Source organism: Natrialbaceae archaeon AArc-T1-2 (assembly GCF_030273315.1).
Lineage (GTDB): Archaea > Halobacteriota > Halobacteria > Halobacteriales > Natrialbaceae > Tc-Br11-E2g1.
The window spans coordinates 899,134-916,349 of sequence record NZ_CP127174.1; the positions used below are offsets into that span (position 1 = coordinate 899,134).

14 protein-coding genes and 1 pseudogene are annotated in these 17,216 nt (G+C 61.7%); 7 read left to right on the forward strand and 8 right to left on the reverse strand.

The window, feature by feature from the left end; translation table 11 throughout:
* Positions 1-40 precede the first annotated feature (40 nt).
* A complete protein-coding gene (locus QQ977_RS04555; protein ID WP_285927795.1) occupies positions 41-388 on the forward strand; it encodes a hypothetical protein in 348 nt (115 codons plus the stop codon).
* Between the two features lie 130 nt (positions 389-518).
* On the opposite strand, the gene QQ977_RS17265 is transcribed toward QQ977_RS04555, so the two are convergent.
* Positions 519-764: a hypothetical protein gene (locus QQ977_RS17265; RefSeq protein ID WP_345783353.1), complete on the reverse strand. Its 246-nt coding sequence runs from the start codon at positions 762-764 to the stop codon at positions 519-521.
* A 126-nt stretch (positions 765-890) separates the two neighbouring features.
* On the opposite strand from QQ977_RS17265, the gene QQ977_RS04565 reads away from it, so the two are divergent.
* From QQ977_RS04565 to QQ977_RS04575, 3 genes and pseudogenes are all read left to right on the forward strand, one after another.
* Complete coding sequence (locus QQ977_RS04565; RefSeq protein ID WP_285928763.1) at positions 891-1,334, forward strand: hypothetical protein; 444 nt, start codon at positions 891-893, stop codon at positions 1,332-1,334.
* Positions 1,335-1,373: 39 nt separating this feature from the next.
* The gene (locus tag QQ977_RS04570) at positions 1,374-2,585 is read left to right on the forward strand and encodes an RNA-guided endonuclease InsQ/TnpB family protein (RefSeq protein ID WP_285927797.1); all 1,212 of its coding nucleotides are present in this window, start codon (positions 1,374-1,376) and stop codon (positions 2,583-2,585) included.
* Between the two features lie 127 nt (positions 2,586-2,712).
* Positions 2,713-3,033: pseudogene (locus QQ977_RS04575) on the forward strand (hypothetical protein); the annotation flags it as partial.
* Between the two features lies 1 nt (position 3,034).
* On the opposite strand, the gene pdxS reads toward QQ977_RS04575, so the two are convergent.
* Positions 3,035-3,943, reverse strand: coding sequence for a pyridoxal 5'-phosphate synthase lyase subunit PdxS (gene pdxS / locus QQ977_RS04580; RefSeq protein WP_285927798.1), 909 nt, complete (start codon positions 3,941-3,943; stop codon positions 3,035-3,037).
* A 171-nt stretch (positions 3,944-4,114) separates the two neighbouring features.
* On the opposite strand from pdxS, the gene QQ977_RS04585 reads away from it, so the two are divergent.
* Both QQ977_RS04585 and QQ977_RS04590 read left to right on the forward strand, forming a co-directional pair.
* On the forward strand, positions 4,115-4,648 hold the full coding sequence (locus QQ977_RS04585; RefSeq protein ID WP_285927799.1) for a metal-dependent hydrolase: 534 nt from the start codon (positions 4,115-4,117) through the stop codon (positions 4,646-4,648).
* A gap of 50 nt (positions 4,649-4,698) precedes the next feature.
* Positions 4,699-5,403 (forward strand): DUF1405 domain-containing protein, encoded by a 705-nt coding sequence (locus tag QQ977_RS04590; RefSeq protein ID WP_285927800.1) that lies wholly within the window; start codon positions 4,699-4,701, stop codon positions 5,401-5,403.
* A 179-nt stretch (positions 5,404-5,582) separates the two neighbouring features.
* Here the strand turns inward: QQ977_RS04590 and QQ977_RS04595 are convergent, their stop codons facing one another.
* The 3 genes from QQ977_RS04595 to QQ977_RS04605 all read right to left on the reverse strand — a co-directional run bounded on the left by QQ977_RS04595 (position 5,583) and on the right by QQ977_RS04605 (position 10,908).
* Complete coding sequence (locus QQ977_RS04595) at positions 5,583-6,236, reverse strand: calcium-binding protein (protein ID WP_285927801.1); 654 nt, start codon at positions 6,234-6,236, stop codon at positions 5,583-5,585.
* A gap of 57 nt (positions 6,237-6,293) precedes the next feature.
* Positions 6,294-7,315 (reverse strand): IS630 family transposase gene (locus QQ977_RS04600; protein ID WP_285927803.1). Its coding sequence is split into 2 segments (ribosomal slippage): positions 6,294-6,802 and positions 6,802-7,315, totalling 1,023 coding nucleotides; the frame shifts between segments, so codons are not numbered across the junction.
* Between the two features lie 875 nt (positions 7,316-8,190).
* Positions 8,191-10,908: a valine--tRNA ligase gene (locus tag QQ977_RS04605; protein WP_285927805.1), complete on the reverse strand. Its 2,718-nt coding sequence runs from the start codon at positions 10,906-10,908 to the stop codon at positions 8,191-8,193.
* A gap of 288 nt (positions 10,909-11,196) precedes the next feature.
* Here QQ977_RS04605 and QQ977_RS04610 point away from each other — a divergent pair, with 288 nt between their 5' ends.
* A complete protein-coding gene (locus QQ977_RS04610) occupies positions 11,197-12,912 on the forward strand; it encodes an aldehyde ferredoxin oxidoreductase family protein (RefSeq protein ID WP_285927806.1) in 1,716 nt (571 codons plus the stop codon).
* Between the two features lie 9 nt (positions 12,913-12,921).
* Here QQ977_RS04610 and QQ977_RS04615 read toward each other — a convergent pair whose 3' ends face one another.
* The 3 genes from QQ977_RS04615 to QQ977_RS04625 all read right to left on the reverse strand — a co-directional run bounded on the left by QQ977_RS04615 (position 12,922) and on the right by QQ977_RS04625 (position 17,173).
* Entirely contained in the window at positions 12,922-14,052 is a 1,131-nt protein-coding gene (locus tag QQ977_RS04615) for an ORC1-type DNA replication protein (RefSeq protein WP_285927807.1), read from the reverse strand.
* Positions 14,053-14,171: 119 nt separating this feature from the next.
* Positions 14,172-14,672 carry an acetone carboxylase subunit gamma gene (locus QQ977_RS04620; protein ID WP_285927808.1) on the reverse strand — a complete coding sequence of 167 codons (501 nt, stop codon included), beginning with the start codon at positions 14,670-14,672 and terminating at the stop codon, positions 14,172-14,174.
* Positions 14,673-14,689: 17 nt separating this feature from the next.
* Positions 14,690-17,173 (reverse strand): hydantoinase B/oxoprolinase family protein, encoded by a 2,484-nt coding sequence (locus QQ977_RS04625; RefSeq protein WP_285927810.1) that lies wholly within the window; start codon positions 17,171-17,173, stop codon positions 14,690-14,692.
* Positions 17,174-17,216 lie beyond the last annotated feature (43 nt).

The window sequence follows — 17,216 nt, forward strand, 5'->3', positions numbered from 1 at the left end:
TCGCGGTTGCACCGGTACCGACTCACAGCCGTCGTTATAAATGGCTCGCCGGCGCGATGGCGCGCTCGCAGGAGCCGTTCTCGCCGCATTTCTGTTCGCGTTCGTCTCCGTCGAGGCGTCGCTCTCGACGCCGTTTTTCCTCGCCGGCGTGCTCGGAACGATCGTCTTCGAACTGCTCGCCGCTCGAGCGTACGATCGGGTGCGAGCGTGCTGGGACCGGCCGATCGTTCAGGTCACGGCGCTCGTAGCCGGGGTCGCAATCGCGGCCGTCGGGGCCCAGACTGTACCCTCGAGGGCGCTCTCGGCCGGGATCGGCGCGCTGGTAGCGTACCTCGTTCTCCTCTTCGTCGTTCACGTTCGGGGCGTCCTCGAGGACGGTCGCGACTGACCGGCTCCTGCTCCGAACTCGCCGACGTGATGTCCGATCGATCCTCGAGATGTGCAACGTCTGTGCTTATCCACGTGACCGGCGAACGGCCCGGTATGGGTTCGTCCAGCACCGACGAGACGATAGCGTCTTACGGCACCGACATCGGAACGCGGACGAACGTCTGGACCCGGTTTCGGGAGTGGTTCCTCGTCGAGGGCGATCGCCTGCTCGTCGCTGCCTTCGTCATGATCGTGACGTTCGCCACGTTTTTGCTCCTGTTCTGGGGCGATCTCATCGCGTTCACCAACGACGACTCGATCACCCGTCTGGCCGGCGGCATGATCGCCGGGACGCTGTCGCTCGTCACGCTCGTCGTCTCGATCAACCAGCTCATACTGTCGGACGAAAATCCTGGCGGATTTTCGCCCGCCAGTATCGAACACGGTGTTTCAGTGTTCGGGCGCTCATCACGGGACAGCAGTCCCGTTCTTCGCGCCCGCTGTTTCGTCGGCTGTCCCGATTGCCGTCTTCTGTCGTTTACGTACTTCTGTCCGACAGTATCATCCTCTCGCGGGAGTTCGCCGCCGCCGGCGAGTCAGAAGAGCAACTCGAGGGGGTCCTGTCGTTTCGCGACGACGAGCTCAGAGAGCGGGTGGTCCCGTACGCCAACCAGGTTCGAGAGAGCACCGACAGGGTCGACGAGACGCTCGAGCACACGACGTTCGGCACGTTCCGGGCCGTCTCAGCCGCTATCGGGTACGACACTGCCTGGCAGTTGTACGTCGCCAGACACCTCCGGAAGCGTCACGGCGAGGAGCTATCCGCCGAGGCGGCCGAGGCACTCGAGGAGTTGATCGAGACGCTCGAGCTGTTAAGCGTCGCCCGCGAACACTTCAAAAGAAAACCAAGGCGGATTCCCCGCCCCACTGTGGGCGGGGTTGAAGCCGACACCCGCTGCCACTAACCACGGACTGTTAAGTACCTATACAAACTATTGAAATTCGTGGCAGACGGCTACCTGAGACGCACCGCAATCACCCGCCCCATCCTCACTGACGAGCAACAGGACTTGCTCGATACCACCATCAACGAGTGGAAAGCTGCCTGCAACATCAGTAGCCGCATCGGATGGGAACACGGTGAAACGCGGAAAACCTACCTCCAAGACCTCACCTACGACACGGTGTTGGAGAACACACGTCTCGGGAGCCAACACGCAATCCTCGCCACCCATCAGGCTGCAGCCGCACTCGATGGTATCGAAGCAATCGAAGACCTTGACGAACACTACAAAACATCCCGACCGGAGTTCACAAGTAACACGGTGAAATACGACACCCGGACGATGACGCTGTTCGATGACGGGTCTGTGTCGCTTTCCACCGTCGATGGCCGGATTCGGTGTGACCTGAACCTCCCCGACGACGAAGACGGGTATCAACACGAATACCTCACCGATGACGAGTGGGAAGTAACGGAGTCCACGCTGTCAAAGCGTGATGGCGACTACTACCTCAACCTCGGGTTTCGCAAACCGAAGCCCGAGAAGCAGGCCGAAAGACAGGATGACGACGAGGACAGGACAGTTCTCGGCGTTGACCTCGGCATCGTCAACATCGCCACCACCAGCACGGCGTACTTCGCCTCGGGGAGAGAAGTCAGGCATCGACACCGGGAGTTCGAGCGGATTCGAGGCAACCTTCAGCAGACCGGCACACAATCAGCTCATCGGACGATTCAGCAGATGAGTGGGAGGGAGTCACGGTATCTTCGTGACGAACTCCATCAAGTCGCTAACCGGATTCTCGAAGAAGCGCGGACACACGACTGCGAGTACATCGCGTTCGAGAACCTGAAGCACATTCGAGAACGTGCGCCACCTGTCAAAGAGTTCCACCAGTGGGCGCACCGTCAGCTTGTTGATCTCGTGGAGTACAAGGCTGAAACCGAAGGGATAAGCGTCGAGTTTGTTGATCCGAAGAACACGAGTCGGCGATGTCCCGAGTGTGGGCACACGAGCGACGGGAATAGGGTGAAACAGGCGGATTTCGAGTGTGAGTCGTGTGGTGCGACGCAGAATTCGGATTACGTGGGTGCAAAGAATGTTGGGTGGCGGTATGTCCGTCGCGGCCTACAGTCGTCGCGGCGGACGGGCAACAGTCAACTCGCCCTGAAGTCAGGAACGGTGACGTCCTCAGGTTTCTGCGAAACCTGATGTGCGAACGAGACGCGACGCGTCTCGTCAACGCCGAACCGGGGATTTGTCCCGTCCGACTAACTACGGTCGGCAGAGGCCGAGTTCACTGACAAGCCCCGCGCCACCGTGCGCGGGGCAGTTGACGACGACGTACTTACAGCGAGAGCTCACGCGCTTTTCACAGCTGACGATCTACTGTGGCGTCCCGGCGATCGTCGCGGCGATGCTCATCGGGTTCCTGTACGCGGACACCGCCGGACCGACGATCAGCACCGACTACCTGCCGTTCGTCGTCAGCGGACTCGTCGTGGTCGTCGTCTCGCCGCTTGCTCTTTTGGTCTCGTACATCCTTCGGACGGCGACGGTGACGCGCCGGACGGCCTCCATCGGTCCGATGTTACCCCAGAAAGATCCCGCCGAGGGCCCGTTCGACGTCACCTACGGTGACGAGTCCGGGACCGACTGAATCAGATACCTCGTCCTTGCAACTGCTCCTCTTCGGGCAAGTCGACGTTCGCGTCGCCTTTCATCCCTTTGCCGAGGTTCTTCGAGATGTCGGCGAGTGTCTCCGGATCGTCCCAGTTGGTCGTCGCCGCGACGATCGCTTCGGCCATCGCCTCCGGGTTCTCCGCGCCGAAGATGCCGCTGCCGACGAAGATGCCGTCACACTCGTGGTACATCATGAGCGCGGCGTCGGCCGGCGTCGCGATCCCGCCCGCGGCGAAGTTCACGACCGGCAGCCGGCCGACTTCGGCGGCCTCGTGGACGAGTTCGGCGGGTGCTTCGATCTCGCGGGCGTAGGCCTCACGCTCCTCGTGGTTCATCCCCTCGAGCCGGCGGATCTCGCCTTTGATCGTCCGCTGGTGGTGGACGGCCTGGTTGACGTCGCCGGTGCCGGCTTCGCCTTTGGTGCGGATCATCGCTGCTCCTTCGTCGATTCGACGCAGGGCTTCCCCGAGATCGCGTGCGCCACAGACGAACGGTGCGGTAAACTCGCGTTTGTCGATGTGGTAAGCGTCGTCGGCCGGCGTGAGCACCTCAGATTCGTCGATCATATCCACGCCGATCGCCTCGAGGATCTCTGCTTCCTTCCGGTGGCCGATCCGTGTTTTACCCATCACCGGAATGGATACCTCGTCGACGATCGCCTCGACGTCTGCCGGGTCGGCCATTCGGGCGACCCCGCCGCGTTTGCGGATGTCCGCGGGGACGGCCTCGAGTGCCATCACGGCGACTGCGCCGGCGTCCTCGGCGATGCGAGCCTGCTCGCGGTCGACCACGTCCATGATGACGCCGCCTTTCTGCATCCGAGCGAAGCCGCGTTTGACGAGGTCGGTCCCGCGTCGAAGCTCCTCGAGATCGGTGTCGTCGGTCATGCTACGGCGTTGGGAGGGGGGGTACTTACGCGTGTCTCTTTCGCCAATACCACCCGGTGATCGCGACGATCGAGACGACTGGCGACGACCGCCGTTTCACGCCGTCGCCGTGCTCGACACGCGAAGCGAGTCAGGTCGTTTATACGAGCCGGGGTCGTCGAAGCGGATAGAATGTGGCCGCTCGGACACGTTGCTATCGCGTACCTCTGTTACTCGCTCGTCGCACGCACGCGGTACGAACGACCGCCGGATCACGTGCCTGCCGTGGTCGTGGTGTTCGCCAGCCTGTTTCCGGACCTCGTCGACAAACCGCTCGCGTGGTACCTTGGCGTGCTCCCGACCGGACGGACGCTCGCTCACTCGCTGCTCGTGTTGGTTCCGCTCGTGCTCGTCGTCGGCCTCGTCGCCGACCGGGCCGGATACGCGGCCGTCGGCGTTGCCTTCGCGATCGGTGCGCTCTCGCACGCGCTCGTCGACGCCCTGCCGGCACTGTGGGGCGGAACCGACCCGAGCTTTCTGCTGTGGCCCGCCCTTCCCGTCGAGAGCTACGAGAGCGGGTCCCCGTCCGTACTCGCGCTCCTGGCTGACTCGCTCGACGATCCGTACTTCCTCTCGGAGTTCGTGTTCGCGGCGATCGCACTCGTCGTGTGGCGTCGGGACGGCTATCCGGGGCTGGCACCGATTCGCTCGAGAATCCAACGCTGAGGGTCGGCGACCGCTACCGTTTTACAGTTTCCGTTCGTCGTCGCCTGACGATGACGGGATCGACCGGACTCCCCGAGCGGGATCCGCTGCCGACAGTGTTCGCTCCCCTCCCGAAGCGACTCGAGGACCTCGGGCTCCGGTACGCCTGGCTCGTCGTCGCGATCAACCTCGCCGGGACAGCGTTTGGCTTCTGGTACTACCGCCACCAGTTCGCCGAGACCGCAACGGTGATGTGGCCGTTCGTTCCCGACAGCCCCGTCGCGACGTTGCTCATCGCACTCGCGATCGCTGCCTGGAAACTCGGGTACGAACAGCCCTGGCTCACAGCACTCGCGTTTTTCGGAAATATCATTCTGGGGCTGTGGACGCCGTACACGCTGCTTGTCTTTCACGAAACGTATACGGCCCAGACCCATCCGCTGATGTACCAGTTCCTCTTCTGGAGTCACCTCGCGATGGTCGTCCAGGCGCTTGTCCTCCATCGAATCACCGACTTTCCGGTCTGGGCCGTCGCCGTCGCGCTGGCGTGGTACGGGCTCGACCTGATCGTCGACTACTTCGTCCCGATCGTCGGCGAGCCCCACCACACGACGATTCCCGTCCCCCGCGACGAGCCGATGTTCCTCGCGGCCGACGCGCTCGGAGTCATCGCTGCCGGCGAGACGACGTTTACCCTGCTCGCACTCTTTCTCGCACTCTCGGTCCGGGTGAAGAAACTCGAGACGGGTGCCGTCGACGGCGATCGGATCGAGTGACGGTCCGGAGCCGACGGGGACGGTCGAACGGCCCGGGAACGGTTCTCGAGCGACGGACGATGCGAGTGATTCGTCGGTCGTCACCGTTCACGCCTGTCGGTGGGAACGACGCGAAAAGAAGGGCGGTCCGCGAGAGGACGGTCGTCCGGTGACGGATCTTCGCCGGACGACGTCAACGATCAGAAGAGGCCGTCGTCGTTGTCGTCGTTGTTGTTGTTAACTTCGTCGTCTGGTTCGTCATCGACCTCGTCGTCTGGTTCGTCATCGACCTCGTCGTCTGGTTCGTCATCGACCTCGTCGTCTGGTTCGTCGTCGACCTCGTCGTCTGGTTCGTCGTCGACTTCGTCGTCGGGCTCGTCGTCAACTTCGTCGTCGACCTCATCCGGCTCAATGGTGACGTCCGTCTCCAGCAGGTTCATGTCGGGGTCACGGAAGGACGCGGTCTCGCCCATCGTTCCCATATCGCCGGCACTCGGGTCGACTGCGTCGTTTTCGACCATGATGTAGCCCAGCGGACCTGCCTCGCCGGCCTCGACGCGAATCGGATACACTTCCCAGTCGTCCGGATCGTCGAACTCTTCCTCGTCCGGATCGACGTTTTCGAGGAAGTCATTTTTCGACAGCGTCTCTAGCTGTGCCAGGACGTGGAACTCCGCCTCCGGATAGTAGTCCTGCCCGTGGATTACGATTTCGCCCTCTTCGTCTTCTTCTTGTGCCATCACGCCGGCGTAGGTGCCCGTCGCACCGGCACCGACTGCGAGAGCTGTCGCTGCCAGCGTTCCCTTTTTCATAAACGAACGCCGCGTATCGTCCGAACTCTCTTCTCGTGCCATGTTTCTCTCGTGCCCCGCGTGGGGCTATGGGCAGTGGAATCAGGACATGAATAATACTCAAGGACATAAGTACGTAAAGACGTTCGGCGATTCAATGGCGTCAAGCGCAGTCAGTGCAGCCTCTTGAAGTTCATCCAGTGTGTCGAACAGACGGTTGCCCAGTGTCTGGTTGAGTCGTCGCCAACACTCTTCCACGGGGTTCAGCTCCGGTGAACCCCGTGGAAGGTAACACAGTTCGATCGGCGTTCCTTCGGCGAATTCCTGCACCCTATTCGCTGTAAAATAAGACGCATTGTCCAAGACGACGCAGATCTTTTCGCCGAACTCGGTTTGGAGAGCGTCGAGCAACCGGATTGTGGTGTCGCTGTTGAAATTTTCTTCACACGGGAGAAAGAACGTCTCGCCGCTATCGCTGACTGCCCCGAGGAGTTTAACACTGTCCCACGCGCCCGTCACCGGGAGTGACGGGCGCTCTCCCTCCGGAAACCACGCGTAGATCAGCGTCGAGAGCACTTGACGCGTCTGATCAATGGTCAGGATCGTGTATTCGTCGTCCAGGTTGTCGAGCTTTTTTTGAACCCGTTTTTCCACGCTTTTTGGGCCCGTTCGTCGGACTTGTGGAACTCCGGCCGGGCTGTCTTCCAGGACAGCCCGGCCTCGGACATCAGTCGTCGGACGTGTCGTTCGCAGTACTCAACGTCGAACTCCTCAGCGAGATAGTGACGAGCGAGTGGAACAGACCAAGCAGGCGCGTCAAGTCCAACGTCCTCTGGTGAGCTATGGAGTGCTTCAACGAACCGCTCGTACTCTTGATCGGAGAGTTTTGAGGGCCTTCCTGAACGATGATCGTCGTAGACAACCTCCTCGAACGGCTCATCAGAGAGCCGTTCGAGTCGATCAAGCCACTGCGAGAGCCAGGCACCAGTATATCCATACCGCTCAGCGACTTCTTCTAACGTCGCATCGTCTTCTTCGAGGTAATTGATCGCCGCCATCAGCCGTTGTGCCGGCTTCTTTCCCTCGACCTCCGCCAAGACCTGGCGGAGGTCTTCGGTAGAGACGTTGTCGAGAGAGTTCATAATCGATCAATGTCTCGCCTTGTTTAAAATACTTTTAGCCGACAGTATAAGCGATATCTATTGTTGCACCGTCTCAGCGGAGTGGTCAGTGTCGCGTTCGGACACGAATCGACGAAACAGCACGGCGGCATCGGGATATCCGGAGTTCTAATACGAACTGTTTTTCTCATAGCCACATTTCGGCAACCATTAATTTTGCCGAAACGTAGTTACCATCGCTGCATTACCACCGGAGAACGCGTTGTGCCGTCTCGACGGACGCCCTCGGAGTCGGTTGGAGTCGAACAGTTTCTTCGAGGCGAGCAGTTGTCGCCTCGAGAATCCTGTCGTTATGTCGCACAATCGAACGTGTACGACGACGCCGTTTCCAGGAAACCTGAGACGATAGCGGCCGTCAACGGCCGGATCGTCGACGATACGATCTGATCGCGGGTCATCTGACAGGGTAAACCTATGTTACGACCGTTCCGGACGGGTAATTCACGTTTCATTGTCCTCGACCGTCGCGTCGACGACGGGGCAAAATCCGACTCCGGATCGAAGGCAACATCGGTTCGGTGACGGTGACGGTTCGATCGAGCGTCCGTTTCGGCCGGTACGCGCCGGATCGGTCACATCTGGTGTCAGAGACCTGTCGTCGTCGGCACCGCTCGGTCCGTCACCGGCGATCGACGTCAGTTCGTCCACGGATGCTGGTAGATCGCGGCGACTTCCTCCGTGGCAACCTCTCGAGCCGTCTCACGCTCTCCCTGATCGACACGTCCGTTCATCTCGGAGATCGTCGGTCGTGTCACTCGCCGGTACGTCGGTCGGACGAACGAAGACGCCAGTTCGATGACTCGTGTAAAGCCGATCGAGTCGGGTCTGTTCGATCGCTACTCGACGATGACGACCGCCGATTCGGTCTCGAGCATCTCGCCTTCGCCCGAGTAGGTGCGCTCGTACTCGACGTCGAACAACTCGCCTTCGAGTTCCTCGCCGGCGACGCACAAGACGTCGTCGTCTCGCGAGCGTTGCCCGCTCGCATCATCCACAGCGCGTGGCTCTGTGCCCTCAATCTCGTACTCGCCGCTCTCGATCGCGGCGTCGATCTCGCCGACTTTCTCGCCGTACCGCGGGCCGACCTGCGAGTAATCGAGGTCGATCGCGGCCACTTCGGTGGTGATCTCCGGCTGGTCGGCGAGTACCTCGAGGTCGTCGACGTGCATCACAGTTCTGACGGCGTCCTCAAAGCCTTCGATCGGGCCGTAGACCGACACCGATTCGAGCTCTTCGTTCAGCGGGAGCTGGCGTTCGCTTTTGTACCGCCGTAGCGCTGAGATGACCTCCATCGCCGTCTCGCCGGCCTCGAGGTCGGCCTCGTAGCCCCGGGGTTCGGGCCAGTCCTCGGTGTGAACGCTGTCGAAGGCGTCGTCTCGCGGCTCGCTATTCGCATACAGCGCCTGCCAGATCTCCTCGGTGATGTGTGGCAGGTACGGGGCCCACAGTTTGAGGAACGTCCGGTGAGCGACTCGCAACGCGTACGCCGTCGAGGGGTTGTCCTCGCGTTCTTTCGCGATCTCGAGGTAGTCGTCACAGAACGTCCCCCAGAAGAACGTCCGGAGCCGATCGCGGGCCTTCGCGAACTCGTAGGCCTCGAGGTGGTCGGTCAGGTCCGCGATGGCAGCGTCGAGTTCGGCGAGCAGCCAGCGGTCGATCGCCTCGAGTTCCTCGGGTTCGTCGGGCTCGGCCGGTGCGAGTGTGTCGACGAGCTTCGAGGCGTTCCAGAGCTTTCGCAGTAGCTTCTCGCCTGCGGTGAGGTCTTTCTCCTGATACGGGAAGTCGTCGCCGACGGAGGTGCCGGCTGCCCAGTAGCGGGCGGCGTCGACGGGATAGGCCTCGAGCACCTCGTCGGGAGCGACGACGTTGCCACGCGATTTCGACATCTTCTCTCGGTTCTCGTCTAAGACGTGGCCGTTGATCATCGTCGCGTCGAAGGGGACCTCGCCGGTGTGCTCGTAGCACTTGACGATCGTGTGGAACAGCCAGAACGAGATGATGTCGTGGCCCTGGGGACGGAGGTCGAACGGGTAGAGTTCGGGGTTGTCCATCCGGAACGCCGCCGCATCGGCGTCCCAGTCCCAGCCGGCGTTGATCAGTGGCGTGAGCGAGGAGGTCGCCCAGGTGTCGAAGACGTCGTCTTCGGGGTCGAACGCGTCCGCCCCACACTCGGGACAGGAATCGACTGGCGGCTCGTCGCTTAGCGGGTCGACCGGCAGGTCCTCGCGGTCGGCCATCACCGGGTGGTCACACGCCTCGCAGTACCACACCGGGAACGGGATCCCCGAGTCCCGTTGTCGGGAGATCAGCCAGTCCCACTCGAGGCCCTCGATCCAGTGTTTGTAGCGAGTAAACATCTTCTTGGGGTACCAGTCCATCTCCCGGCCGGCCTCCAAGTACTCCTCCTTGTGGTCCAGAATTTCGACGTACCACTGCTTCGAGACCCGGAACTCGACGGGCGTGTCACAGCGTTCGTGGACCTGGACGGTGTGGGAGATTTCCCAGCGGTCCCGAAGGTAGCCTTCCTCGTCTAAGTCCTCGACGATGGCCTCGCGAGCTTCCTCGGTCGACAGGCCCTCGTACTCGCCCGCGAGGTCGGTCATCGTCGCGGACTCGTCGATCGCCACCCGAAGCGGGAGGTCGTGGGCCTGGTACCACTCGATGTCCTTCTGGTCGCCGAAGGTACAACACATCACGACGCCGGTCCCTTTCTCCATGTCGACGCGCTCGTCCTCGATGATCGGCACCTCGTGGCCGAAGATCGGGATGCGAGCGGTCTCGCCGACGAGGTCGGCGTTGTCCTCGTCGTCGGGGTGGACGAACACGGAGACACACGCGGGCAGGAGTTCGGGACGGGTCGTCGAGATGACGAACTCCTCGCGTGGGGCGTCGTCACCGACAACTTCGAACGCGATGTCGTTGAAGTGCGAGCCCTGCTCCATGTCCTCCATCTCGACTTGCGAGATGGCGGTCTCACATTCGGGACACCAGATCGCCGGGGCCTTCTTGCGGTACTCCCGGCCCTGTTCGTAGAGATCGAGGAAGGAGAGCTGGGAGATCCGCTGGACGCGGGGCTCGATCGTCTTGTAGGTGTTGTCCCAGTCGATCGAGCAGCCGAGTGCCTGCATCTTCTCGGTGAAGTCCGCCTCGTACTCCTGACAGACCTCCCGGCAGAGCTGCTGGAACTCCCGGCGCTCGTAGTCCTGGTGACGGATGTCCAGTTCCTTCTCGGTCAGCCGCTCGCTCGCGATCCCGTTGTCGTCGTAGCCGAAGGGAAAGAGTACGTCGCCGTCGTGCATTCGCTGGAACCGGGCGGCGAAGTCCTGCAGCGTGTGACCGTAGAGATGACCCATGTGCAGATCACCCGACACCGTCGGCGGCGGCGTGTCGATCGCGTAGACGGTGTTCGGGTCCGTCTCGGGATCGTCCTCGTAGGCGTAGGTCTTCTCCTCGACCCACGTCCGTTGCCAGCGCGGTTCGGCCGTCTCGGGGTCGTACTCCCCCTCGAGGGAGACCTCGAGCTCGCGGTCTCGCTCCGGCGTGTCCGTACTCATGTTCTCACCGCCCTCCGTGGGCGCGGTCGATACCGGGTGCGTCGTCGGGAGCGTCGGTCGTACATACGTGTCCTTGATCGATGCATACCGGTCGGCCACAATACATCCGTCGAATCGTGGGTGATGAGGTTGGGGCTACGAGGCCCCTACGAAAACGGCGAGACGACTGCCGACGGACCGGCGCATACGCTTCGTTGAACGGGAACCCATTAGGACTTTTCGTGTTCACGTCCGCAAATCTGGCGGAACCGGTATCATTTTGCGGACGGGGACGGTGTCGTCTCGTATATGAAACACGCCAACGGCCCACTCTGTTCGATCGACGTCGGCGAGCGAACGGCGACGACGGAGGACGTAGACGACGTCCTCGAGTCGTTCGTCGGCGGGCGTGCGGTCGGGACGAAACTCGCCCACGACCGGATTCCCTTCGATGCCGACCCGTTTGGTCCCGAGAACCGCCTGTACTTCGCGACGGGCCCGCTCCAGCACTCGACGATGAGTTTTACCGGACGGATGTCGGCGACGGCTATCTCGCCGCTTACCGACGGCCTGCTGTCTTCGAACGCCGGCGGCTTCCTCTCGCGCAATTTCACCGCGACGGGCTACGGCGCAGTCGAGATCACAGGCGAGAGCGACGAACTCGTCGTCGTCCACGTCACCGACGGGATCGACGAGCCACACTCGTCGGGCAGCGAGACGGAGTCTCGCCCGCGTGTCGAGTTCGAGGAAGTACCAGAACTCGAGGGGGCCGAAACCTCCGAGATCTGTGCGTACCTCGAGGACGAACACGGGCTCGGCCCGGAACACACCGCCACCGTCGGCCCGGCCGGCGAGAACGAGGTTCGCTTCGCCTCGATCATGACCTCCCGCGAGCGGGCGTTCGGTCGGGGCGGTCTCGGCGCGGTGCTCGGCTCGAAGAACGTCAAAGCGATCACGTTCGAGGGCGACGCGACCTCCGACGTCGAGATCCCGTCCCTGCAGATGGACGTCCACCGCGAGGCCGCCCAGTCAGAGCACATCATGAAACGCCAGGGGACGACCTCGGTGACGGAGTATGCAAACCACGTCGAGGCCTTGCCGACGCATTACTTCTCCGAACTGTCGTTCGACGGCATCTCGGGAATCAGCGGCGACCGCGTCGAGGAGAAGAAGTACGAAAAAGGGACCTGTTCTGCCTGTGCGTTCGCCTGCAAACTGCCCACCCGTGACGAGGACGAAGACCTCGAGACGGAAGGCCCGGAGTTCGAGACGCTCATGGCCTTCGGCTCGAACTCGGGCGTCGACGACGTCGTCGAGGTGATGAAAGCGAACAAGCTGTGTGACGAACTCGGGATGGACACCATCTCGGCTGGCGACGTCGTCGCAGCGTACCTCGAAAGCGTTGACGAGTTCGGTAACGCCGAACTGATCCACGAGACCGTCGAAAAAATCGCCTCCCGGGAGGGCATCGGCGACACGCTCGCGGAAGGGATCGACCGCTTCCACGACGAACTCGGCGTCGAAAACTGGACCGTGAAAGGTCTCGAGTTTCCCGCCCACGACGGCCGCTCCTTACACGGGCAGGGACTGGGGTTTGCCACCTCGAACCGTGGTGCCGATCACATGTACGGCGAGTTTTACTCCTTCGAGTACCCGCTCGTCGACGAGGAGCGAGCGCTCGACAAAAGCGGTCTCGAGGGCAAGCCGTCGACGCTCGTCGAAAACGAGAACCTAAACGTCGTCAAAGACAGCGCCGTCCTCTGTAAGTTCTCTCGTGACTTCGTCACGCCCGACCGCCTCGAGACGTTGCTCGACGCCGACTACGAGCAGTTGCTCGCAGTCGGGGCTCGCGTCGTCTCCCTCGAGCGTCACTTCAACAACCAGCGCGGCTTCGACCACGAGGACGACCGCCTGCCCTACGAGCTGCCCGAATTCGAGACGGCACTCGAGAGCTACTACGCCGAACGCGGCTGGAACGACGACGGCACCGTCCCCGAGGAGACGCTCGAGGAGCGTCCGGCCTGACAGTCCGAGTTACTCGAGTCGATCCAACACGGCGTCTTTCTCGTAGGCCAGCGAGAGCGAGCGCGACCGTCCGCGACCCTCGACGTCCGCGTACTCGGCGTCGATCAGTCCGAGCTGGTCGAGTTTGTTGACGAGTTCGGAGTAGCGGGTGTAGCCGAGGTCGGTCTCCTCGTGGAAGGCCTCGTAGACGTCGCCGGCCTGATCGCCGTCGTTTCTGGCGACGATCTCGAGGAGAGCCCGTTCGTTCGCCTCGAGCCCCGAGAGGCTCCGGGAGAGGTGAACGTACTTCGAGGTCTCGTAGGCCTCCTCGACGTCCTCGCGTTCGACGACGCGGCTGGCACGCATCTCTGCGTTCAGCCCCGCTCGCCGGAGGAGGTCGATGCCGACGCGCAGGTCGCCGCTTTCTGCGGTCAGCTCGGCGACGCGTTCGAGCACCGGTCGGTCGACGACGCCGTCGTGAAAGCCCCGCTCGACTCGTTCCATGAGGATGTCGACGATCTCTGGTTCGTCGTAGACGGGAAAGTAGACGTCCTCGGGCCGGAAGACGCTCTGGACGCGGGAGTCCAGCTCCTCGATCGGCTCGAGGGTTGGGTCCGAGGAGACGACGACGACGCCGATTTTCGCGCCGGGATACTCCTCGTGGGCGCGCAACAGCGAGTACAGCGTATCAGAGGCTTCGTTCTCGTAGAAGAGGTAGTTGACGTCGTCGAGCGCGACGACGAGGATCCGGTCCTGTTCGACGAGTTTCTCGGCGATCTGACCGAAGAGCTTCTTGAACGAGATGCCGGAAGAGGGCGGTTCGTAGTCGAAGGTCCCCTCGAACAGTCGCGAGAAGACGGAGTAGCGAGTGGCGTTGACCTGGCAGTTGACCCGGATCGTCCGAACCGTGCGAGTCTGGGCACCGACCTCGTCGAACAGCTTCTGGATGGCGGTGGTCTTGCCGGTGCCGGGCGGCCCACGGACGACGACGTTGAGCGGCTGTGAGCCCCGGACTGCCGGCCGCAACGCGTAGCCGAGACTCTCCATCTGGGAGTCGCGGTGTTTGAACGTCTCGGGGAGGTATCCGAGTTCGAAGACGCGCTCGTCTCTGAACACGGACTCGTCCCACGATAGCATCCCCTCTTCGGGGTCGTCGGACATCACTTTCACCACGCTCTCGGAGCTACTTAGTTGTTTGCTGGTTCGCGCTGGTCCGTACTAGTGTCAGTGCCAGCGTCAGCGTTCGACCCTCGAGAACGCCGTCGGAGCCCCGACGAGCGTCAAGCCTCCGGGATCGGCTCGTCGATCCACTCCTCGTAGAACGTCTCGATGTCGGGTTCGAATTCGTGGATGATCGGATAGCCCGGCATCACGTTGTTCACCTCGAGCAGCGTCTTGCAGCCAGGGCAGAAGTACTCTCGAAGTTCCATGTAATCCGGATGAGGGTGCATGTTTTCCGGGTAGATTTCGAGGTAGTCTTCTTCCGTATCTCGAACGTTGATCAGCGCGTCTTTCTTCCAGTTCTCGTCGTGTTCACAGAACTCGTGGCCGCACTCACACTTGATGAGCCAGTGGTCCTCGGGCTTCGCAACGACGAACAGGTTGTCCGCATACGGGATGATGATCGGGTCATCCCAGTCGACCCGGTCCTGGAGAACGTCCCGGACCTGCTGGAACCGGTCCGAGTCTTTGAAGTCACTCATCATGTTGTGCAGCTGATTCCACTCCAGATTGTCGTCGACGAGGTCTTCGATTATCTCGCGTGGGTATGATTCTGGCATTGATGTTCACCTCTGTCTTAGTCGTCGTCCGTCGGTTGTTCTAGCGGTGTATCCTGGAACGATGCTTCAGGGCTCGGCAAATCCTTGATGGACCGCTCGCTCCCCCAGGTGTAGGGCACTGCCGGTTCGTCGTCTCGGCCAACGCCGAGCCAGGTTTCGTGGCTCTTCGTCGGGTTCTTCCACTTCTGTTTGAGGCCGGACGCGAAACGATTCTCGAGTGATGTCTCCGCCTTGTCGCTCACCGTGAACCGGAAGTCGTCCGGCAGGTCCCAGAAGTCGCGGTAGAAGTCGGCGAACTGCTTGCTCATCCGCATGCTGCTCTCGTAGGTCTTTTTGACGTCGTCGATGAGACCCTCTTCCTCGCGAATTCGCTGGCGCTCGTCCTCGTACCACTCCGAGACGGGCTGGGTGATCTCTTCGCGTTCTTCCATCCGTTCTGTCCGGAGCTGGTCGGTCGCCTCTTCGTCGAGTTCCCACTCGCCCTGCACGGCGGAGTTGTGTTGTGCCTCGTCGTCGACGTTCTCCACGACGACGGCGTAGGCGTCCTTGGCGTGGCGCGGCAGGACGTACCCGTCGTGGATGTCCTCGAGCACCTTCTCGGGCTCTCGTTCGAGCGGGTCACCGAGCCCTGACCCCCCACGGAGGTAGTTCAGATACATGTCGTAGTCGTCGAACTCCTTGGGCGTGCTGATGCCCTCCGGTCGGCGGGTTATCTCCCCGTCGATCTTGGACTCGAACTCGCCGCTTTCGGGGTCCAGGTCGTGTTGTGGGTACTCCTCGCCGTTCTCGAAGCGTTCTTCGAGGTCCGTGTTCCGGGCGTTGAGGATGTAGCCGGAGGCAGCGGGATAGCCACCGAAGAGGCCGCCGTCGCTGGTCATGTAGCCGTTGCCCATCTCGTAGAGCAACCACCTGCTCACGTCCTTGACCGTTCGCATCGACTCGAAGCCGGAACCACCTGTACGGCGGCCTGCGCCACCAGTATTTGGTTTGACAGCGCGGCCGAGGAACGGAAGCGGTTCGGTCATCTCCCACACTTCGGCGTCGCCCATGTCGCCTTCGGGGTTCCAGATCGCCGCCGCGTGCGGTTCGCCGTCCTCGACGTAGCGAGCGCCGACGCCTTCACAGGCCGACTCGAAGGAGTTGACGGCGTGGAGCTTGTCGAACTGGTCGATGCCGCCGCCCTGCAGCCAGTTCGACGTGTTGGCGTTGCCGGCGTTGATCTCCTCCCAGAACCCGCGGGCGAAGTATCCCCGCGAGAGGTGTTGCCAGAGCGGTGCCCACGCCGACACGAGGAAGTGCCAGGCGTAGGCGTGAGCCGTCTCCGTGTTCTGGGTGTTCGCCCACGAGCCGACCGGCAAGTGAAAGTCACACGCGTAGTAGGCACCGTCGTTGACCAGTTTGTTGGGTATGACCGTCTGTGTTAACATCACCCAGATGCCGCCCTGTATCGCGGCTGGCGTGCAGTTGTACGGGTGCCAGCCCCACTTATTCGCACCCTCGAAAGACACCTGAAACGATCCGTCTTCCCGAACGTGGAGTTCCGAGGGGGCGTGCATGAGGTGATTCTCGTTCGCGTACGCCCGGGTGAGATTATCCTGGCCCTCGTAGAGTGCGTCCACGAACGATGCACCGCGGTATGTCCCCGGCAACATCGTCTTCTGGATACGACTTCTGAACCCACGCCGGCCGTCCTCGACGACTTCACGAGACAGTTGTTTGAATTTCTCGATACCGTACTCGTCGATGAGATCGTTCACTGCTTTACGAATCATCAGACAACCAGTCATCCGGGTCCGTTCGTCGAGTTTCAGGAAGTCCGGCGTTCTGGTCTTATCGGGGAAGTCGTTTTTCCAGGAGTTGTAGATCTCGAGGTCTTCACCGATCTTTCGGGCCGTGTAGTGGGCACCGTCACCGAATCGGGAGGCCTGGGACACGTTCATGCTCCCGGGACCGACCGCACCGGTGTCGATAACGTGGGTCACACCGCCGGCCCAGGCAACGAGCTCCCCGTCGTGGAAGATCGGAATGATCGTCATGATATCACACGGGTGGACGTCGCCGACGTGTGTGTCATTATTCACGAAGATGTCGCCGGGCTCGATACCCGGACTCTCTTCGTAGTCGTGGTTGATCATGTACTTGATCGCCTCACTCATCGTGTGGATGTGCACGATGATCCCCGTCGAGATGGCGATCGAGTCTCCCTCTGGGGTAAACAGCCCATAGCACAACTCACCTTCCTGTTCGACGATCGGGGTTGCGGCGACCTCTTTCGAGGTCTCTCGCGCATTGACCAGTTCGCCACGTAGCTGGGCGAACATCTGCTCGTACTCGATTGGGTCTTCCTCTTTTAGCGAGAGCTTCTCGAACCCGGCATAGTGGCCCGTCTTTTCGGTCTCTTCTTCGAGTTCTTCGAACTGTTCGCGAAGTCCCGTTCCATCCCAGCCGATACCGTCTCCCTTCTCTTGTTTCTCTCTGAACCGTTCTTGCTCCCGGTGCATTCGAGGAAAGTTTTCCTCGGACTTCCCGTGGGTTCTCTCTCCT